Origin of the sequence: Pseudoalteromonas sp. ECSMB14103, from assembly GCF_000813065.1 — a bacterium.
In the GTDB taxonomy this organism is placed as follows: Bacteria; Pseudomonadota; Gammaproteobacteria; order Enterobacterales; family Alteromonadaceae; genus Pseudoalteromonas; species Pseudoalteromonas marina.
Window position 1 is genome coordinate 109,227 of record NZ_JWGY01000005.1, and the last position, 19,803, is coordinate 129,029.

General features: G+C 39.7%; 15 protein-coding genes and 1 pseudogene. 5 read left to right on the forward strand and 11 right to left on the reverse strand.

The genetic code is table 11. The features are described from left to right. Nucleotides 1-93: 93 nt before the first annotated feature. Nucleotides 94-1,677 (reverse strand): tetratricopeptide repeat-containing sulfotransferase family protein, encoded by a 1,584-nt coding sequence (locus RF53_RS10240; protein WP_039037577.1) that lies wholly within the window; start codon nucleotides 1,675-1,677, stop codon nucleotides 94-96. Between the two features lie 92 nt (nucleotides 1,678-1,769). Continuing rightward, a complete protein-coding gene (locus tag RF53_RS10245; protein ID WP_039037578.1) occupies nucleotides 1,770-4,184 on the reverse strand; it encodes a TonB-dependent receptor in 2,415 nt (804 codons plus the stop codon). Between the two features lie 466 nt (nucleotides 4,185-4,650). Between RF53_RS10245 and RF53_RS10250 the strand changes: the two genes are divergently transcribed. Together RF53_RS10250 and RF53_RS10255 are read left to right on the forward strand one after the other, a co-directional pair. Further along, entirely contained in the window at nucleotides 4,651-5,745 is a 1,095-nt protein-coding gene (locus RF53_RS10250) for an NADH:flavin oxidoreductase/NADH oxidase (RefSeq protein ID WP_006791605.1), read from the forward strand. 55 nt (nucleotides 5,746-5,800) lie between these two features. Further along, a complete protein-coding gene (locus RF53_RS10255) occupies nucleotides 5,801-7,003 on the forward strand; it encodes an MFS transporter (RefSeq protein ID WP_006791606.1) in 1,203 nt (400 codons plus the stop codon). A 37-nt stretch (nucleotides 7,004-7,040) separates the two neighbouring features. Here the strand turns inward: RF53_RS10255 and RF53_RS10260 are convergent, their stop codons facing one another. The 4 genes and pseudogenes from RF53_RS10260 to RF53_RS19690 all read right to left on the reverse strand — a co-directional run bounded on the left by RF53_RS10260 (nucleotide 7,041) and on the right by RF53_RS19690 (nucleotide 11,348). Further along, nucleotides 7,041-7,898, reverse strand: coding sequence for an EamA family transporter (locus RF53_RS10260; protein ID WP_039037579.1), 858 nt, complete (start codon nucleotides 7,896-7,898; stop codon nucleotides 7,041-7,043). Nucleotides 7,899-8,104: 206 nt separating this feature from the next. After that, nucleotides 8,105-8,848, reverse strand: a complete 744-nt coding sequence (locus tag RF53_RS10265) for a FadR/GntR family transcriptional regulator (RefSeq protein WP_006791608.1) — start codon at nucleotides 8,846-8,848, stop codon at nucleotides 8,105-8,107. Nucleotides 8,849-9,318: 470 nt separating this feature from the next. Further along, nucleotides 9,319-10,314: a Gfo/Idh/MocA family protein gene (locus RF53_RS10270; RefSeq protein WP_039037580.1), complete on the reverse strand. Its 996-nt coding sequence runs from the start codon at nucleotides 10,312-10,314 to the stop codon at nucleotides 9,319-9,321. 2 nt (nucleotides 10,315-10,316) lie between these two features. Continuing rightward, nucleotides 10,317-11,348 (reverse strand): annotated as a pseudogene (locus RF53_RS19690) (AraC family transcriptional regulator ligand-binding domain-containing protein). A gap of 94 nt (nucleotides 11,349-11,442) precedes the next feature. Here RF53_RS19690 and RF53_RS10280 point away from each other — a divergent pair. Further along, nucleotides 11,443-13,047 carry a GMC family oxidoreductase gene (locus RF53_RS10280; protein WP_039037581.1) on the forward strand — a complete coding sequence of 535 codons (1,605 nt, stop codon included), beginning with the start codon at nucleotides 11,443-11,445 and terminating at the stop codon, nucleotides 13,045-13,047. Here the strand turns inward: RF53_RS10280 and RF53_RS10285 are convergent. From RF53_RS10285 to RF53_RS10295, 3 genes are all read right to left on the reverse strand, one after another. Continuing rightward, complete coding sequence (locus tag RF53_RS10285; protein ID WP_039037582.1) at nucleotides 13,044-13,856, reverse strand: class I SAM-dependent methyltransferase; 813 nt, start codon at nucleotides 13,854-13,856, stop codon at nucleotides 13,044-13,046. The two genes, RF53_RS10280 and RF53_RS10285, sit on opposite strands and share 4 nt — an antisense overlap. 6 nt (nucleotides 13,857-13,862) lie before the next feature. Continuing rightward, nucleotides 13,863-14,246: a hypothetical protein gene (locus RF53_RS10290; RefSeq protein ID WP_006791613.1), complete on the reverse strand. Its 384-nt coding sequence runs from the start codon at nucleotides 14,244-14,246 to the stop codon at nucleotides 13,863-13,865. 67 nt (nucleotides 14,247-14,313) lie between these two features. After that, the gene (locus RF53_RS10295; RefSeq protein ID WP_006791614.1) at nucleotides 14,314-14,733 is read right to left on the reverse strand and encodes a DUF3429 domain-containing protein; all 420 of its coding nucleotides are present in this window, start codon (nucleotides 14,731-14,733) and stop codon (nucleotides 14,314-14,316) included. A 264-nt stretch (nucleotides 14,734-14,997) separates the two neighbouring features. On the opposite strand from RF53_RS10295, the gene ahpC reads away from it, so the two are divergent. Then, nucleotides 14,998-15,567, forward strand: coding sequence for an alkyl hydroperoxide reductase subunit C (gene ahpC, locus RF53_RS10300; protein ID WP_004587118.1), 570 nt, complete (start codon nucleotides 14,998-15,000; stop codon nucleotides 15,565-15,567). Nucleotides 15,568-15,720: 153 nt separating this feature from the next. Continuing rightward, the gene (gene ahpF / locus RF53_RS10305) at nucleotides 15,721-17,304 is read left to right on the forward strand and encodes an alkyl hydroperoxide reductase subunit F (protein ID WP_039037583.1); all 1,584 of its coding nucleotides are present in this window, start codon (nucleotides 15,721-15,723) and stop codon (nucleotides 17,302-17,304) included. Nucleotides 17,305-17,418: 114 nt separating this feature from the next. Here ahpF and RF53_RS10310 read toward each other — a convergent pair whose 3' ends face one another. Together RF53_RS10310 and RF53_RS10315 are read right to left on the reverse strand one after the other, a co-directional pair. Beyond that, on the reverse strand, nucleotides 17,419-17,658 hold the full coding sequence (locus tag RF53_RS10310) for a hypothetical protein (protein ID WP_039037584.1): 240 nt from the start codon (nucleotides 17,656-17,658) through the stop codon (nucleotides 17,419-17,421). A gap of 32 nt (nucleotides 17,659-17,690) precedes the next feature. After that, entirely contained in the window at nucleotides 17,691-19,718 is a 2,028-nt protein-coding gene (locus RF53_RS10315; protein ID WP_039037585.1) for a hybrid sensor histidine kinase/response regulator, read from the reverse strand. Nucleotides 19,719-19,803 lie beyond the last annotated feature (85 nt).

The window sequence follows — 19,803 nt, forward strand, 5'->3', positions numbered from 1 at the left end:
AGCTGGGAAGTTTATTGTGTTATGAATATATAAACCTAAGCTTTAACTTTGGCTTATAAATTCACTTTTACTAAAGCAATGCATAATTAATGGCTATTGCAACGTAATTCCTTGCTCTAACAGGTAATTTTGGGCCTCGTCAGTATGTGGTTTAAATGCCTTCCAACGCCCAATGGCTTTGTTGTTTAGCGGTTGGCGTACTTGCACTTTACTGGCCGTAGATACCGGTGCGGTGTTTAAGTGAAAGTCTATACATTGTGCTTGCCACTCTAAATCACAAAAGCTGACTAACTCTTTTATTTGCTGCTCGGGCTGTGCGACTAATTCTTCGTATTTCACAATTTTTATATTGCTGTGCAGGGCGCTGAAGTGCTGCATGAGTGAGTAAAAGCGGCTATAAAATTTAGCAGTGTCGAGTAGGTCTAGCGAATACGCGTAGTAAGGGTTGTTAATAGTAAATAGCTGGCGGTAGTTACCAATACAGGTGTCCATTGGGTCGCGCAGCATACAAATAATTTTAGCGTTTGGCAGTGCTTTAGTGATTAAGTCGATATAAAAAAAGTTAAACGGGAGTTTGTCTATAAAATGTTTATGGCTACCGGTAGTAACGCGGGTGGCGTTTAAATATGTTGAGCCAAGCTGATTAAAATCAAGCTCATACGCTTTAGTGAGTGTTTGTATGTCGAGCACGTTAGGTGTGGGTGTGTTGCTTAATCTTTTTACACTTAGGCCGAAGTCTTGTAGTTCACCAGCCGATTGCACGTCGCTATGGCTCGATAATATTCTCTCAACTAATGTGGTGCCAGAGCGGGGCATACCTAGTACAAAAATAGGCTCAGCAGTGGGATTACCCCCCGTTTGTGGAGCTTTGTGCTTAGCACTGAGTTGTTTTATATGTTCAAACAACGCATTTGACGACGCGTTATCAAACGGGGTAAGCGCATGCTTTGCTGCTTTACCTTGTTGTAACGCGGTAAAGGCGTCAGAAAATGCGCCAATATCTTGGTATTCTTTTGCCAGTGCGTGGCCTATGTGTAATTTAGCATCAGGGTGTGAAACCTGCTCAAACACTTGCTTTAACCGTGTAATATTATTTTTTTGCTTTGTTACTTTAGTTAAATCACTGAGTGCAAAGTGGCTTTGATGATGAAGCGGGTTAAGTGCAATGGCATGTTCAAACGCGGTGTGTGCTTTGTCAAATAGGCCCAAAAACTTGGCGCTTACTGCAAAGTTGTAATAAAACTGGGGTTGAGGTTGTTGTTTGGCATTGGCTAATGTGAGTGCACATTCAAAATAATGTAAAGCGTGTTCGTGTAGGCCTGCTTGCGTAAGTGCAACGCCTAGAGTATCGGCGTCGAGTGCTTTTTTTATTTGTGTAATAGGCACCGACAGCGCTACATTTTTTGCTTTTTTTAAGTCACCGGTAAGCGCATAACATTTTGCCAGTTGAGCAGTATATTCAATGCTAGAGCCAAGTGTTAAGGCTTTTTCGATTAGCTTGATGGCTTTATAAATTTGCCCTACTTGCAAGTTAACCATTGCCAGTAAAAAATAGCTGTCGGCAAAGTCAGGTTTATGCGAAACCAGTTCAACTAAGTTTTTGTGGGCAAGTTGTACTTTGCCTTCGTTTAAATATTTAATGGCGCTTTGATGGAGTTGCTTTAAATTTGGCTGCATTTTTTAATTTGTATTGTTTGGTTACGCGTTAATAAAGAAAAAAGGCCCAAATAAATTTGAGCCTTTTGATTGTACTTAAACTTAGCGGTTAATTATATTTCAAACTTATAATTAAATTTAATGCCTACCGTTAATGGACGGTTGATAAAGTAACCATAGTTACGTTGTATATCAGTTCTATTTGCTGAGGTAGTATCGGCATCTGAACGGCGAACTGACGTAACGGCGTATTTATTAAATACGTTGTCTACGTAAACGGTCGCTGACCACTCATCGGCGGTTAGTTTAGCTGAAATATTGCTTAAGCTATAACCTGGTAATGTTTCACCGTTATCGCGTAAACCAACACGAGAAATTACATCGCTTTGTGCGGTAATACCGTAGTTAATATCAAGCGTTTTGTCGTTAAACACATCGGTTTGATAGTTTACACCCATTGAAAACTGGTGCTCAGACGAGCCTGGTAAACGGTCGCCATCTTCTGCACCATCTGTGCCATCTGAATTAAATAAGAATGGTGCGTCTGATGTTAGCTCTGCTTTTGTGTATGCATATGTAGAATACACAGAGAATGAGTCAGATAAAATTGCACGCGACGATATTTCAATACCTTTCGCATTGGCTGAACCGGCATTAGACAAGTACGGTAGTTGGCCTACCTCAGTTGCACCGGCAACTTGTGCGTCGTCCCAATCTATATTAAATAATGCAGCGTTAAAGTGTAAACGGCTTCTTAACCATGTGCTTTTAAAACCAAGCTCGTAGTTAGTTGTTGTATCTGCATCGTAAAGCATTTCACTTGGGTTACCACAACCCGCTTGGTTAGCTGGTAATGGATCAGGACAAGGTGCTAAACCATTTGAACCACCAATTCTGAAGCCTTCACTTATTGTTGCGTAACCCATTACTGAATTAGTAAATTGATACTTGGCGTTAAATTTAAATAGGCTGCCGTTGTCGCTTGCTTCATTTTGTTCAAAGTTAAGTGTTACGTCGTCTGGGCCTGCGCCGCCGAATAAGGTATTGAATAATGGAAAGTCGACCGCTGACTCAGATTCTACATCGTATTTGTAAAAACGAGCACCAACGGTAATATCGAGTTTGTCGGTAACTTGGTAGCCAATTTCACCAAATAAAGCCGATTCTGTTATTTCAACGCGGTCAACTGAGTAGTATTCAAGTTGGTCTGGACGAGATTGATCTGCGCCAAAATTTTCTACTGCAAAGTCGCCAAAGCCTGGGGTGTATTCTTGGCTAGACGCATCGCTTTCAATTTTGTTGTAAAAGCCACCTACAATCCAGTTAATGTCACTGTCGTTTTGTGATACTAAACGAATTTCTTGTGTGAACGTGTCTTGCTCTTCAATTTCACGTGTGAACGATGAAAACGCAGGGAATTCTTCGTAGCCGTAATCAAGGCGAATAAGTAAATCGGTTTGGTCACGTTGGCCGTCTGCATCAAAATTCGAAATACCTGTTGCCGATACTAATTCAGCAAAACCTAGGTCTGCTTTTAACTCTAAGCTTAGTAATTGGTTTTCTTTTTCACGCGGTTCTTCGTAGCGATAACCTGACTCGTATTCACCAATTAAATCACCAAGACCGTTATCGGCGCTTAATGTATTGTAATGAACAATTGAACGACCTTCGCTATCTTGATTTTGGTAAAAGTAGTTAAGTGTACCTTCAAATGTTTCGCTTGGTTTAAAGCGAACAGAAATACGCCCTGTAGTGGTTGATTCACCGTTGGCGTCTTCTACATTTTTAAGGTTGTTGTTAACTGCTGCGCTGTCGGTCCAATCTGGATCAGGTAACGATACGCCCGGCTCACGCACTACGTAACCATAGTCAATAAAACCTGGGTCTTCGTAAATGTTTAAGCTAGCACGAACGGCAAGTGTGTCTTCAATTAATGGTAAGTTAAATATGAATCCACCTTCACCGCCAATAGAGTCGCTTTCTTGTGTTTGCGATACATTGCCGAATACTTCAAGTGATGTGAAATCAAGCTCAGGCTCTTTAAGCATGTAACGAATAGCACCACCTAATGTACCTGCACCGTACAGCGTACCTTGAGGCCCAATAAGAACCTCTACGCGCTCTACGTCGACTAGGCGCATATCAATGGCGACTGGGATCTCGTTAATGTAAGTTGCAACGGTGCCACCGTCTGATGATGGACCTGAAGAGTTTGTGTTTAAACCACGTACAATAATAGGTGAACCAGAACGACCACCTTGATCGGTAATTGTTAAACCAGGTACCCAACGTGCTACATCGGCGAGCTCGCTGATGTTTTGGTCTTTCATTATGTCGGCATCAAGCGCTGTAATGTTAAGCGGTGCGTTTTGCACTGAGCCGCTACGTCGTGTTGCTGTTACTTCAATAACTTCAAGTGATTTGTCTTTTGCGGCTTCTTGCTCTTGGGCAAACGCAGTATTTGGAAGTAAAAAAGCGCTAGATAGGGCGCCCGACATAGCCAAGGTTAACAAGCTTGGTTTAAACATAAAAATGATCCCTAGTTCAAAGATTTAACATAAGTAAAGTACAGTGAATATGATATCAGTCACAATCGAATCAGGGAATGTGTAAATTGAATTAAAATTCACTTTTTTAGAATAAAAAAGGGTTGGATGAGTGTGGTTTGTTGGGTTTGTTAAATTTATCACCCATTTATTATTAGCTTTACCCGTGTAAGGTACAATTTATGTACGGTTTTAATTTTTGTGAATATTTGAATGACTATTCATCCTTTTTTGCATGCTTGGATTTTGGTGGTGTTAATTTTTTGTAAGTTTATTTGGCTGGACAGGGAGCCATTTATTTTTTAGTAAGTTGTAGCGGTTTAAAAAAAGTTTTACCTCCCCATAACCTACTTTTAAATAAAGGTTTTTATATGACTAAATGGGCGAATGTGTTTATTAGTTCGTACATTCAATTTAATTTTTAATTCGTATGCATCAAGGATCTGTTATGAGCCAGCTTTTTTCGCCGTTATCTTTGGGTAAGCTCAGTTTACCTAACCGCATTATTATTGCACCTATGTGCCAATATTCAGCTATTAATGGTGAGGCAACTGATTGGCATACTATTCATTTAGGTCAACTGAGTTTAAGTGGAGCCGGTTTACTTATTATGGAAGCGACGGCTGTAAGCCCTGAGGGGCGAATAAGCTATGGTGATTTAGGTCTGTGGAATAATGAAACCCAAAAAGCATTAGGTAAAACTTTAAACGCGGTTAGGCAATATAGTGACATGCCTATAGGTATTCAGCTTGCGCATGCAGGGCGTAAAGCGTCAACCGGTAAACCGTGGGACGACGTAGGTGCTATTTCACCTAGCGATAAAAATGGTTGGCAAACTATCGCGCCATCATCACAGGCTTACGATGAGCATTCGTTTGAACCTGTTGCAATGAGTAAAGCAGATATAGCGCAATTAATTGCGGACTTTGCAAGCGCAGCTAAACGCGCCGACGAGCTAGGCCTTGATCTGATCGAATTACATGGTGCTCATGGGTATTTGCTTCACCAGTTTTTGTCGCCCATTTCAAATAAGCGTGACGATGAATATGGCGGAAACCTTACTAACAGAATGCGTATTGTATTGGAGGTATTTAAAGCAGTGCGCGCTGAGTTTAGTGTTAATAAACCAGTTGGTATTCGAATCTCAGCGACTGACTGGGTTGAAGGTGGTTGGGATTTAGAGCAATCAATAGCGCTTGCTAAAGCGCTTGATGAGCTTGGCTGTGATTTTATTCATGTAAGTACTGCGGGTTTAAGCCCTTTACAGCAAATACCTGTTGAGCCTTGCTTTCAGGTGCCTTTTGCTACTGCAATAAAACAGGCCGTTAATATGCCGGTTATTGCGGTGGGTTTAATTACCGAAGCGCAACAAGCAGAAAATATTTTAAGCGAGCACAAAGCGGATGCAGTGGCTTTAGCTAGAGGTATTTTATATAACCCACATTGGCCATGGCATGCAGCAGCTGAATTGGGTGCAACAGTTAACGCACCTAAGCAATATTTACGTTCAAGCCCGCACGGAAAGCCTTCGCCCATAAAGTGACCTAATAAAAAACCTCAGTCTCTTGAGGTTTTATTTAATTAATTTTGAGAATGCCATGTCTAATTTAAGCGCAGACCCTGTGCAGATCAGCCGTACTCTTGTAAGCGTTATTGCACTATGTTGCGGCTTAATTGTTGCCAACATTTACTATGCACAACCTATTATAGAATTGTTAGCCCCGGATGTGGGTTTAAGTGCACACAGTGCCAGCTTTATTGTGTCTTTAACTCAAATTGGCTATGCCATTGGGTTATTTTTTTTAGTGCCGTTAGCCGACTTAGTTGAAAATAAACGGTTAATGTTAATTACTCTGTGTATTACATTTATTAGCTTAATTGGACTGGGGGTTGTTCAAACTCCAAATACAATGCTGTTTTTATGTTTGCTAGTGGGGGCAAGCTCGGTATCGGTGCAGGTACTTATTCCGTTGGCGGCGCATTTATCGTCAGACGAAAAGCGGGGGCAAGTTTTAGGTAATATTATGGCGGGGCTGTTGTTGGGTATTTTGCTAGCAAGACCAGTAGCCAGCATAATTGCTGATCATTTTGGCTGGCGTGCCGTGTTCTTTTTTGCCGCGGGATGCATGGTATTTATTGCTTTAGTTATTTACTTTGCTATACCCACAAGGTTGCCAACGCATAAAACACGTTACTTTGCTTTATTACGATCGTTAAAGTCGCTGGTAATAAGTCAACCTGTGCTTCGTCAACGTGCTTTTTACCAGGGGCTAATGTTTGCGTCATTTAGCTTGTTTTGGACGACAGTGCCTGTTGTGCTTGCCAGAGAATATGGTTTTTCGCAAACTCAAATAGCATTGTTTGCTTTAGTAGGCGCAGCCGGTGCTGTTGCAGCGCCTATTGTTGGGCGTTTAGCTGACAAAGGCTATACCTACGAAATGTCGTTATTAGCCAAAGTGATTGCATTATTGTGTTTTTTACCCAGCTTATTTGATTTACCAAACGGCATTATCATATTGGCGCTAACCGGTGTTTTAATTGATTTTGCAGTGCAAGCCAATATGGTACTTGGCCAACGGGTAATCTATTCGCTAGAGCCACAAAGTCGTGCTCGGCTTAACGCCATTTACATGACCAGTATATTTTTGGGCGGTGCTGTTGGGTCATTAATTGCTAGCTCATTATATGAGTTTGGCGGGTGGGAAAGTATAGCTTTAGTTGCGGCTGCAATGCCGCTTATTGCGTTAATAGGATTTGTTTATTCTGCTAAAAAAGAAAAACAAAAAGCACATACAGCTTAACAAAAAAGCCATCGTGGTTGATGGCTTTTGGTTTAGGCTACTTTTTTGATTCACCAGAAAAAGAGCTTCCTGTCGAGGCTATTATTACTAATAAAATGGCTAACCACTGCCAGAGTGTGAGTAGCTCGCCTAAAATAACAAAGGCAGCAAGTGATGCAATGGCAGGTTCAAGGCTCATCATTATGCTAAAGCCTTGAGAAGGCATATTACGCAGTGCCACCATTTCAAGCGTATAAGGTAACGCACTTGATAAAACTGCAATACCAATCCCCAGAGGAATAACTTCCCATGTGAATGCGCTCGCTTGCATAATGCCTCCGTAGGGCACAAGCACAATGGCCGCAACGGTCATACCTAGGGCAACCGTTGCACCACCTGAGCTTTGCATTCCGGTTTTTTTACCAAACAATATATAGCCAGCCCAACATGCACCTGCTGCTAAAGCTAAAATAACACCAACAGGATCTAGGCTCTCTTCACCGCTCATATCGGGCAATAAAAGTAATATACCGGCAATGGCGCAGGCAACCCAAAATAAATCGCGTTTACGGCGAGAGCTAAATAAAGCAACGGCAAGGGGGCCAGTAAACTCCAGTGCGACACCAATACCCAAGGGTATGCGCTCAATAGCGTAGTAAAACAGAATGTTCATTCCACCTAAGCTTAAACCATAAACCACAATAGCTAAGCGGTTTCCTCTGGCAGGTATATGTTTCCATGGTTTAAATACTAAACATAACAAAAGCGCAGAAAAACCAAGCCTAAGCGCGGTCGTCCCTTCGGGGCCAACAATGGGGAATAGTTGCTTTGCAAACGACGCACCCGATTGAATGGTCATCATGGCAATTAATAAGCAAACAGTTGCTAATATGAAATCTTTGGTACTTGATTGCATTGTTGTCCCTAATTTAAAGCACTGTTAATAGGGGTTAATAAATTTCCACTATTTAAGATGCAATGGCTATATTTTGTGGCGGGATAATATCTGCTTTTAGTACGATTGGTAAGTGTTTGCGATTAAAAAATAGGTGTGGCTGTTTAGAGTAAGATCTAATGAAGGGCAACATACTAGCAAACAGGTGTTTGCTAGTATGTTTAAACTTAGTGAGCGCTTTTATTAACGAGACCGTCCAAAGAGTAAAGACCGCGTTTTTCGTCATTTTTACGTTTTATTTCTTCAAGAGCACGCGCTTCTACAGCGTCAAACAATGCATTTATTAACCGGTTGAAGTGTTTATGCATGGCCGCACGGGCTGCACTAGCGTCATGTGCTTTTAGTGCCGTGTAAATGGCGGTGTGCTCATCCATCACACATTCGTTGTTATTAGTACAAACACTACTGTAATCAGCAACAATTTGTGGGTTTTTTAATCGTAAATCCCACAAGTTAGAAACAGCAAATTCAAGCGCTTTATTGCGTGTTGCTCTGGCAATTATTTCATGGAATTCTCGGTCTGCTTGCTCTACATAAAGCCCTTTTTCCATTACTATTAGCGTTTGATTTAGCTGCTCAAGTTCTTCTTCTGTAATGCTTTGAGCGGCAAGTGCTGCAATTTCGCCTTCGATGAGTGCGCGGGCCTGAGTTAATTCAAATGCGCTGATCTCTTTTGATTTTATAGAGGCATTTTTTTGTTCAACAACATAAACACCCGAACCGGTTTTAACTTCAACCCGTCCACGTACTTCTAATGCAATAATTGCTTCTCGAATTGTTGGGCGACTTACGTCAAACATTTCTGCAAGTTCACGCTCAGGGGGTAAACGACTCCCAGCAGTAAACTCACCTTGATTTATTAAAGACTCTATTTTATCAACAATGCGCCAAAATAAGCGACGATTACCCATATTGTACCTTCATACCCTAAGGAATATTGACCATTTAGGTCTAAAAATTTATATCATTTATTAACCGACAAGGTTACCCCAAACCTCACTAATATGTCAAAATTCTAGCGCTATGATTTGGTTATAAAACAATATTGTTTGTTGGTTTAATTTGTGTAATACCAATTTAGTTTAAAATTAAACAATTGGCCAGCTTGATTGGTTATGTTTTTGTGTGTTAGTTTTGATTTACGCCGTTAAAATGAGCAATGGCTGTTTTCTGATTAAGATTGAGTTATAGCTCTATTGTCAGTCAGTAATTGGTAAATACTTTAGGTCATTATATCAAACTGATTGCCCACGGATGGGGATCGTTACCTAAATGTATATAAGTAAACAGTGTGTAGTTGGTATAGTGATTTGCATTTCCCCATGGGCGTTAACTGTCGTTGGTTAACGCCCATATACAGCTAACTCAGTTATGGTCTTAATTAATGTGTTTTATCGTTTGGATAAATCACACCTAATTGTTTACGAGCTTCGTCAAGTACATTCATAACATCTAATGACAACGCGAAGGTGTTTACATCAGATTCCCACTGTTTTTTTTCTATGAGTTGCATAAAGTGAGCAACTTCAAACTTCATAAAATGCTTATCAAATTGTTCAGATATAATTTCTGATTCGCCATTGTTAGCAATAAACTCTACTTTTTTGAGTTGCGATACGGCTTCAATACGCATTCTGCCAAGTTCACCTTGTATTTCTGTTATGTTGTCACCTTGCGATATTTTTGAGTAGCTAATCACAGCTTGCTTATTTGAATAATTAAGCAGTACATCGCCTGCGCCATCAACACCGGTATCTAGTAATACGCCACTTGCATTTACACTATGCGGCGCGCCCCAAAGTGCAATTAACAAGTAAAGAGGGTATATACCTAAATCGACCAAAGCACCGTTGGCAAATTCAGGTAAAAAGGTGTTAGGGCGCTCCCCATTTTTGTACTTATCGTAACGAGATGAATATTGACTGTATTGACCAATGTACTTTCGAGGAGTGCCTATTCTGCTAAGTGCTTGCTTTAACAATATGAAGTTAGGTAAATGGGTGGTCATCATTGCTTCCATGTATAAGCACTGGTTTTGCTTAGCGGTGGCAATGATTTCTTTTAGTTCTTGGCTATTGGCTGCAGACGGCTTTTCACCGAGTACATGTTTTCCTGCGTTTAAACACATAACCGCATACTGTTTATGCAAGCTGTTGGGCGCGGCTATATAAACTGCGTCAACGCATTCGTCTTGGCAAACTTGTTCAATGTTGGTAAACGTTTTTGCATGTGCATTTTGCGGGTGTTTTGCTAAAAATGCTTCGCCGCTTGAAAGCGCGCGAGAGCAAACTCCGTATAAATTAAAATCAGCGAGGGTATTAGCAGCGTTAAGTAACGTGTCGCTGATAAAATTAGTACCTACAATTACAAAGTTCATACTCATTCCTTAGAATTATGTTTATTTAAGTTTATCATTTTTTTAGCTCTGTATGCTCGCGGAGAATAACCAAACCAACGTTTTACACTGGCGCTAAGTGTTGCTTGTTCTTGATAACCTAATAGCTCTGAGATGGTTGAAATACTGTAATGGTTTTGCGCCAAATAGTGCGCAGCTAATGAGCGCCGGGTTGAGTCTTTTAGTTTTACAAAGCTTGTGTTGTGTTTATTTAACTCTCTGTGCAATGTTCTTGGGTGCATACCCAGCGCTGCAGCAATGGTTTCGTTTGTGCATTGATATATTGGCAACATGGGCCTAATTAACGCGCTTACTTGAGTTGGCAGGGATTGATTTTGCTGTTCGCTTTGAGCTAAAAACTGCAGCGCGGCAGGTATTTTATCGTACTGGGGTTGTGCAATTGATAATGCTAAATCTGTTTTTAAAATAACAATACCGGCACTATTTCTATTGTGCGTGACTTTGCAGCCAAAGTAAGTGTTGTATGCGCGGGTATTAGTAAGTTGCTTTTGAGGTAAAAATACCGCTTGTGGTTTACAGGTGTTATTACTTAATTTTTTTATTACTCCCATGGCGAGGCCGATAGTTAGTTCTAAAACCTGGGTTGTTTTAGGTAATGGGGTTAAGTTTATTTGAAATGATAAAAAGAGTGTTTTATCAGCCTCTAACGGATGAATAGTTAAGCTTAAAGCGGGAGTGTGTAGGTGCAAATATTTAATAACCCAGTTGAGGGCGTCACCTAAATTAGTGCTACTTTTTGCTGCTATAGCAATAGGGCCAAGTATATCAAAGCTCTGCTTATTGGCTAGTTGCAGCCCAAAGCTTGGGCAGTTGAGCGTATGTGCACAATGTTCAAGGAGTTAGGCGTAAGTACTATAGGGCAAGTATTGTTGCTCTAAGTTATTAAAGCAAATGTTAAGGCCAAGCTGTGTCATTATTTGTGATATGTCAGCGCCTAAGCTCTTAACAAGCGAGTCTATCCCTTGTAGTGATGTGGCCTTAATAAAATTTTTCATGCATTACTCCAGCAACTTGGTGTCTAAAAATATCAAGTTTTGATGTGTTTTTCTATGCAGTATTAATAAGGTATTAATTTTCATAAGGGCTCACATGCAGAGCACAACATTTGATTACATTGTTATAGGGGCAGGTAGTGCTGGGTGTGTTATTGCTTCGCGTTTATCTGAAGATAAAAATGTGAGTGTATGTTTAATTGAAGCCGGCGGGGGAGATAAAAGCGCTCTTGTTCAAATGCCAGCTGCAGTTGCTGCCAGCGTACCTTATGGTATTAACAGTTGGCACTATAATACAGTACCCCAAAAAGCACTTAACAATCGGTGCGGTTTTATGCCAAGGGGTAAAGTGCTCGGTGGTTCAAGCTCAATCAATGCAATGGTTTATATTCGAGGTAATAAACACGATTATGATGAGTGGGAAAAGCAGGGGAACATGGGCTGGGATTATAAAAGCATGTTGCCCTATTTTATAAAAGCTGAAAACAACAGTGCATTTATAAATAACTCTTTGCATGGAGTTGATGGACCGCTTTATGTACAAGAGCTAAATACGCCAAGTTCTGTTAATCAGTATTTTTTAAATGCTTGCGCTGAACAAGGGGTACCGCTAAATGATGATATTAACGGTAAAGAACAAAGTGGTGCACGTTTGTCGCAGGTTACACAGCATAAAGGAGAGCGTTGTAGTGCAGCGAAAGCGTATTTAACACCTAATTTAAATAGGGATAACCTAACCGTATTCACACATTGCCACGTTAAAAAAATAAATATAAAAAATAAAACTGCGCAAGGAGTGCAAATAACACGTAACAAACAGCAAATAGAGTTAACGGCTAATAAAGAGGTGATTTTGAGTGCGGGGGCTATTAATTCGCCGCAAATTTTAATGTTGTCGGGGATTGGACCAAAAGAGCATTTAAAATTACATAATATTGATGTGAAGGTTGTGTTAGAAGGCGTTGGTGAAAATTTACAAGACCATCTAACAGTGGTTCCACTTTTTAAAGCCAATAATAGTGCCGGTACGTTTGGTATAAGCCCAAAAGGTGCGCTTCAAGTTACCAAAGGGGTTGCAGATTGGTTTAGTAAACGAAACGGATGTTTAACAAGTAACTTTGCGGAGTCTCATGCGTTTATTAAATTATTTAAAGATTCGCCGGCACCTGATGTTCAACTCGAATTTGTAATTGGGCTAGTAGACGATCATAGTCGCAAGTTGCATTATGGGCATGGGTACAGTATTCATAGCAGTATTATGCGACCTAAAAGTAGAGGGACTATCAAGCTTGCAAACAATGACCCCTATGCAGCACCACTGATTGATCCTAATTATTTAAGCCATCAAGATGACTTAAACATAATGTTGTTGGGTTTGAAAAAAACACTCGCAATAATGAATAGCCCAGCCTTTGATGAAATACGTGCAGATATGGTTTATCCACTCGATATAAATAATGATCAGCAGTTAATAGAGTTTATTCGTGAAACAGCTGACACTGAATATCATCCCGTTGGGACATGTAAAATGGGTAAGGACGAGATGTCGGTTGTTGACAGCAAGTTAAAAGTGCATGGCGTTAATAATTTACGTGTTGTTGACGCGTCAATAATGCCCACAATTGTCACAGGTAACACTAATGCCCCCGTTATAGCGATTGCAGAAAAGGCGGCTGACTTAATTAAAGCAGCCAATAGTTAGCTGTAAAAGGTGTTTAACCAGTGTTGCCAATCAGATTCTAGGCGTAACATTTGCAAGTGCTTTTTAGCTTTAAGATGTTTTGCTTGGTCTTCTTCTGCTATGAAGGGTCCAACTCGGCAAAGCGCGCAATGGTTTGATGTTAAGTAGCTGGGTTTGGTTAATTGTTTGGCTAGTTGGGGTTCTAAGGTGCTACTTTTTGGGCTAAATACATACGTGATCCCGCTTGTGTCTTTGACGTGTTTGTCACGGTCAACATTACGAATTTTATAGCCCGAAAAACGTGTTATATCAAATGGCATTTGGCCACAATATTTGCTGCTTAAACGTTCGTTTAAACTGCCTTCTATGTTCCATTCACGATAAGGTTTTACATCTTTAGAGGTTATAAAGCAAAGCATTGGGCCATTTGGGTTTAACGCAAACTCAGTGGCATATTTAATAAATTGATGTAATAGGGCTCTGTTTAAAACGTTCATACTTGATTGACGAGTGCTAGCTTCAAACGCCTCTTTACCTACAAATGCAGGAATAAGTGGGAACTGAAAAATGACTACGTCAAAGCATTGGTTGTTACTTTTTAGTGTTTGCCAACACGCTTTGCTCGTTACATCAAAATTATTAAGAACGTCAACACTGCATTCACGCAATTTTTTTAAAGCGTTATCAGGGTATTTTTGTTCTATGGTTTGTGCGCTATCGTAAGTTGAGGCGACTAATTTATTTGGTTTTACGTGCTCAAAAATCGCATGAGAAAACGATAAGTCGCCATCGCCAACAGTAAGTATTCGCCAATTAGGATTTAAGTACATACTTTGCTATGTGTTTTGCTTATTAACGTTTTGAAGTTGCTTATTCGCCGTATTTAAACGCTCAAAAGCAAGCCTTGTTTTTAGGCCTTCGATGGCTATTTGTTTAATAATTAAGTTAAAAGTGATTACAATTGCAAATGCAAAATGCAGTGGGCCATCTGTAAACCCACCGTCCGCTTTATATAACGTTACGCCAAATAATATGAGCAAAACAACTAAAAATATCTCAATAAGTTGATTTGAATAAAAGTTGAGGCGGTTTTCATTTTTGTGATCTTTTTTAATGCTAATAGCGCAAAAAAATGGAATGACCTTGATTTTGAAAGCGGCGTTTTTTTCTACATAGTTTTCGCCAAGCTCGTCAAGCTGCTGGCGTAATTGGTCAATCATGGTGAGTCCTCAAATAGCTGTGCGCGGATGGTACATTATTACCGCGCAATATTTAAGGCAATAGCTACTATTTTGGGTAAATACTCATACCAATGATAAATATGTGGCATACAAACACGACCGACGTCAGCACAAAGCGCATTTTTTGATAGTCTTTGTCGTAGGTTTGCCACTGAGGTGTTGATTTTTCAAAAAGTAGAACAAGCCAAAAACTCAGCGATAACCACCCTAAAACCCATTCAACAGGTAAAAATGCTAAAAATGGTACCGGAATAACAGGTAGTACCGCTTTTATTGCATCAGCATAGCTTTGCTGGCCGGCATGCCAAATATTACCTGCCATAAAAGCAAGAATAGCAATGCTATAAAACGTAAAAAACTCTAAGTTAACATTGTTACTACCGAGCATCAGCGGCCACGCTAAACAGGCTAGAAATGGTATTAGGCCAAGATAGCCTAATTGGATGTGATTGATAAACTTGTTCATAACAGTGTGCCCTGAGTATTTTTAATAGTAAGCGAGGCAATTGTATCAGCCTTACGCGCGCAAACCGATAAGTTGCAATAAATTAACTACGAATCTAGTTATTATTTAGTTTCATCCTAAAAATCGATTGTTTTAATCTAAACAATCAATTTTATTTAATTTATCGATGGGCTTATTGTATTAATCAAGCCAGCAAGGTTAGCCAATAAATTTCGCTTTGCTTGGTAACTTAAATTAAAACATTAAATATAAATGAGGAATACTATGAGCACTTCATTAATCAACACAAAAATTCAACCTTTTAACGCAACTGCATACCACAATGGTGATTTTGTAGAAGTATCTGAAAAAGATGTACTTGGTAAGTGGTCAATCTTCTTCTTTTACCCAGCAGATTTCACATTTGTATGTCCTACTGAACTTGGCGATGTTGCTGATTACTACGAGCAACTACAAGAAATGGGTGTAGAAGTTTACTCAGTATCAACTGATACTCATTTTACTCATAAAGCATGGCACGATACGTCAGACACAATCGGTAAAATTAAATTCCCGATGATTGGCGACCCAACAGGCCGTATTACTCGCAGCTTTGGCGTTATGATTGAAGATGATGGCCTAGCACTTCGTGGTACGTTTGTAATGAACCCTGAAGGTGAAATTAAAGTAATTGAAACTCACGATTTAGGTATTGGCCGTAGCGCTAAAGAGCTAGTGCGTAAAGTACAAGCCGCACAATACATTGCAACTCATGACGGTGAAGTTTGTCCAGCATCTTGGCAGCCAGGTGAAGACACACTTGCTCCTTCACTAGACCTAGTTGGTAAAATCTAAGTATAGATTACCTCAACTGTAAGGGCAGGTAACTGCCCTTAAACCAATAAATATTCGTTTATTGGTGCCTCCTATCTCAATTTGATGATTAAGCACATGCATTAATTGGCATGGGAGGCTTGCTGTTTAAATTTTCCTAAAAAGGGTTAAGCCATGTTAGATAACAACATTAAAAATCAATTAAAAAGCCATTTCGAATCGCTTACTCAACCTGTTGAGCTGCTTATTGCCTTGGATGACAGCAAAAAATCAACAGAAGTAGAAGGCTTAGCAAATGATTTAGCATCATTAAGCGATAAGTTTACGGTAGTTAACAACCCAGATACCAGCGCACGACGCCCGTCTATGGTTGTACATTCACCAGTTAAAAATACCCACATTACGTTTGCAGGCGTACCGATGGGACACGAATTTACAAGTTTAGTGTTGGCGCTTTTACACACTGGCGGACACGCAAGTAAAGCAAAAAGCGAAGACATTGAACAAATACAATCACTTGATCAAGAACTTAATTTTGAAATTTACATTAGCTTGAGCTGCCAAACGTGCCCTCAAGTAGTGCAGGCGCTAAATACAATGGCCGCGACTAATAGCAAAATTAAAGCAACAATGATTGATGGCGCACTATTTCAAGAGGAAGTAGAAGAGCGCAACATTTTAGCCGTACCGGCTGTTTATTTAAATGGCGAACCATTTAGCCAAGGTGCATTAAGCCTAACTGACATTTTAAACAAGGTAGATAGTAAGGGTGCAGAACGCCAAGCTGCGGCACTGAGTGAAAAAGATGAATTTGACGTACTAGTAGTTGGTGGTGGGCCTGCGGGTGCCTCAGCTGCTATTTACTCTGCACGTAAAGGCTTAAATACAGGTGTAGTAGCTGAACGTTTTGGTGGGCAAGTTGCTGACACATTAGCGATTGAAAACTTTATATCTGTTAAAGCCACTGAAGGGCCAAAACTTGTTGCACAGCTTGAAGAGCATGTTAAAGAGTACGATGTTGATGTAATGCATAACCAACGTGCTGCAGGACTTGAACGCGTTAATAACAAATACGAAATTACGCTTGAAAACGGGGCTACTTTAAAAGCTAAATCTTTAGTTTTAGCAACCGGTGCACGCTGGCGTGAAATGAACGTACCCGGTGAGCAAGAGTACCGCGGACATGGTGTAGCATACTGCCCACATTGTGACGGTCCTTTATTTAAAGGTAAGCCTGTAGCTGTAATTGGTGGTGGCAACTCAGGTATTGAAGCAGCAATTGATTTAGCAAACATTGTTGAGCACGTAACAGTGCTTGAATTTGCAGATACACTTCGCGCCGATGAAGTACTTATTCGCAAAGCGAAAAGCTTAAATAATATTACTATTATTAAAAACGCCCAAACTACAGAAGTACTTGGCGATGGTAAAAAGGTAACAGGACTCACTTACACAGACCGAGTATCAGGTGATAGCAAGGCACTTACTCTAGCGGGTATTTTTGTACAAATAGGCTTAATTCCTAACACTGAGTGGTTAAAAATTAGTGACTTAGCGCTAAGTAAATTTGGTGAAATATTAATTGATGCAAAAGGTGCTACGTCATTACCAGGTGTTTATGGCGCAGGTGATGCAACAAATACCCCATTTAAGCAAATTATTATTGCCATGGGCAGCGGTGCAACAGCAAGTTTAGGTGCTTTTGATTACTTAATTCGCAACAGCGAAGAAAGCGAGCAAGACAAAACAGCTGCTTAACGTGCAAAACCTCTCTTGATATAACAGCAAGGTACACCCATCGCTGTTTGTTAACCCAAGCCGCCCTCTCCAAAGGCGGCTTTTTTATGGCGTAATTAATCATATATAAATAGGTTAATCGCCACCGCCACCACAGCCAGAATCTGAACCGCTGCAATTATTATCAGAGTAACTTGTACTAGTATTGTATGTGGTTGCACCTTGTTTTGAGTTTGCAGTGACAAAGGTAAGTAGTAGCAAAAAGCCACTAACAATTAAAATTACCATGATTGACTGCCAATCCTGTGACGAATAACCGGTATAAAGTGACAAAGCTAAAATAGTAATCAAAATGGTCCGAGCTATTAATTTCATTGTTATTTCCTTTAACTTATTGTCAGGTACATTTAATGTAATTCTGGTTTAACGGTTTTTATTGCTGATGCGACAGCGAGCTCAAGTGAGTACATTTTAAAAGGTTTTGATATAAACATATCCATGCCGGCTTGTTTACAGGCAAGTTTGTCTTGAGACGATGTATTAGCAGTTAATGCAACAATATACGTTTTATTAGTAGGGCAAATTTTTTGTTCTCTTAACTGCTTAGTTGCTTCAAAACCGTCCAAAATAGGCATAATACAATCCATAAAAATAAGGTCATACGGCTTATGCTTACACTTTAAAACAGCGTCTTGACCATCAACCGCAAAGTCGGGGTGTATATTAAGCTTATTTAGGGATGCGTTAAGCACTAATCTATTGATGTCGTTGTCATCAACAACAAGCACAGATAACTCGCTTGTGTTTAAATCAATGTTAGCGAGCGGTTTATTTTCAAGTGCTTGCTCTTCACCTCGGGGTATTGGAATATAAACTGAAAATGTAGTGCCTTTATTAACTTCGCTAGTAACTTCAATTTTTCCGCCCATGTACTCCACAAGTTCTTTTACAATTGCTAGGCCTAGACCTGTGCCGCCTTTTGTATTTTTAGCATCGACTTCTTGCGTAAAAGGAGAGAATAGTGATTCTAGAAAGGCCGCTGTCATCCCTCTGCCAGAATCGGTTACATTTATATTAAGGGCAAGCGCATTATTTTTTTTTGTTAAAAACGTGTCTAAGTTTACAAAACCTTGCTCTGTAAATTTTAACGCATTGCTTAATAAATTAGAGGTGATTTGGCTTAATCGGGTGTTATCGCAATAGGCCCAGCAGTCATCTGCTATCTCATTATTAACTTCGAACACTATGTTTTTATCATTAAATAAAGGGGTATAGAGAGAGAAAAGGTCGGTGAAGACAGTTTTTAATAAAATATTATTTGGTTCAAGCTTAAGCTCGCCATGATTAATTTTTGAGAAATCAAGAACCTCATTAATAATATTCAATAATATGTCTGAGCTGCGTAGCGCAACTTTAATTTTTTCTGTTCTTTTTTCTTCATCATGCTCATCTATCAAGGTGGTGAGCATGCCTGTAATACCATTGAGTGGCGTTCTAAGTTCATGGCTAATTTTTGCAAAAAGCATGCTTCTATCAAAAAGTAAGCGTTCAGCCTCTGCTTTTTTGCTTTTAAGTTCTTCACGAAGTGTCATCGACTCTGTTACATCTTGAAACGTGCCAAATAACCTTACGCAGGTGTCGCCTTCAAATTCAGCTTCTCCAAAGGTCGATACCCAAATGTTATTATTTTTTGCAGTAACAATTTCAAGGTCTAGATTCCATTTTTCACCTTTGCTAACGGCTAACTCTACAGCTTTGGCAATGTTTTCTCGGCTAGATCCCTCTTTATAGAAGTTAATTGCTGTTTCCATAATAGGTTGATAGTTTTCATCAACTTCATGAATTAGTTTGGTTTGCTTGCTCCAATAAATTTTATTGTGGGCAATATCGACTTCCCAAGTTCCTATATTCGCAACGCTTTCAAGTTTAATAAGGCTATTACTATTTTTTATTAGTCGATCTTTTGTTTGGCTTCTGGCAAATTCCGCACCTAACCATTGTGCAAATAATTCTATATAGTCATAGGCTTGGTCTGTAAAAACAGGCGATGAAGCAGCAGAAGAAAAGTTAACGGTTCCAAACACTTTATTACCTACTTTAATAGGAGCACCAATGTAGGATTCCAGTTGGAAATTAGCAAAGCAAGGGTGGTCTGCAATTTCGCTCTGAGATACATTGTGAAAAGCGAGGGCTGAGCCTGCTTTGAGGGTGTGTGTGCAGTAAGTACCTTGTAGGTCAAATTGTGTACCTATAGCAAGATCATTGTTGGGGGTAACCGCATATAAAACAGTGTAACACTGGTCTTCAACTTTACTGATGATAGCTAAATCAAGATTAAAAACGTTAAGCCCAAACGTTAATAGCTTTTGCGTTTTGTTGTCAAATGATAAACTTTGATCAGAGACTATGTCGTGAAATTGCCTAAGAAAATTCAATAGAAAAACCCTATGGTATTAATTTTTTAAAACTTTATTTAGCAAGCTTAGAATAACGTTAAAAAGTGATAAAAAGCTATTACTA

Excerpts from the sequence above, each read along its gene's own strand:
- RF53_RS10290 (WP_006791613.1), bottom strand. The coding sequence starts at position 14,246 with ATGATTGACCAATTACGCCAGCAGCTTGACGAGCTTGGCGAAAACTAT.
- RF53_RS10280 (WP_039037581.1), top strand. The coding sequence starts at position 11,443 with ATGCAGAGCACAACATTTGATTACATTGTTATAGGGGCAGGTAGTGCT.
- RF53_RS10250 (WP_006791605.1), top strand. The coding sequence starts at position 4,651 with ATGAGCCAGCTTTTTTCGCCGTTATCTTTGGGTAAGCTCAGTTTACCT.
- RF53_RS10310 (WP_039037584.1), bottom strand. The coding sequence starts at position 17,658 with ATGAAATTAATAGCTCGGACCATTTTGATTACTATTTTAGCTTTGTCA.
- RF53_RS10295 (WP_006791614.1), bottom strand. The coding sequence starts at position 14,733 with ATGAACAAGTTTATCAATCACATCCAATTAGGCTATCTTGGCCTAATA.
- RF53_RS10240 (WP_039037577.1), bottom strand. The coding sequence starts at position 1,677 with ATGCAGCCAAATTTAAAGCAACTCCATCAAAGCGCCATTAAATATTTA.
- ahpF (WP_039037583.1), top strand. The coding sequence starts at position 15,721 with ATGTTAGATAACAACATTAAAAATCAATTAAAAAGCCATTTCGAATCG.
- RF53_RS10265 (WP_006791608.1), bottom strand. The coding sequence starts at position 8,848 with ATGGGTAATCGTCGCTTATTTTGGCGCATTGTTGATAAAATAGAGTCT.
- RF53_RS10260 (WP_039037579.1), bottom strand. The coding sequence starts at position 7,898 with ATGCAATCAAGTACCAAAGATTTCATATTAGCAACTGTTTGCTTATTA.
- RF53_RS10255 (WP_006791606.1), top strand. The coding sequence starts at position 5,801 with ATGTCTAATTTAAGCGCAGACCCTGTGCAGATCAGCCGTACTCTTGTA.
- RF53_RS10245 (WP_039037578.1), bottom strand. The coding sequence starts at position 4,184 with ATGTTTAAACCAAGCTTGTTAACCTTGGCTATGTCGGGCGCCCTATCT.
- RF53_RS10270 (WP_039037580.1), bottom strand. The coding sequence starts at position 10,314 with ATGAACTTTGTAATTGTAGGTACTAATTTTATCAGCGACACGTTACTT.
- ahpC (WP_004587118.1), top strand. The coding sequence starts at position 14,998 with ATGAGCACTTCATTAATCAACACAAAAATTCAACCTTTTAACGCAACT.
- RF53_RS10285 (WP_039037582.1), bottom strand. The coding sequence starts at position 13,856 with ATGTACTTAAATCCTAATTGGCGAATACTTACTGTTGGCGATGGCGAC.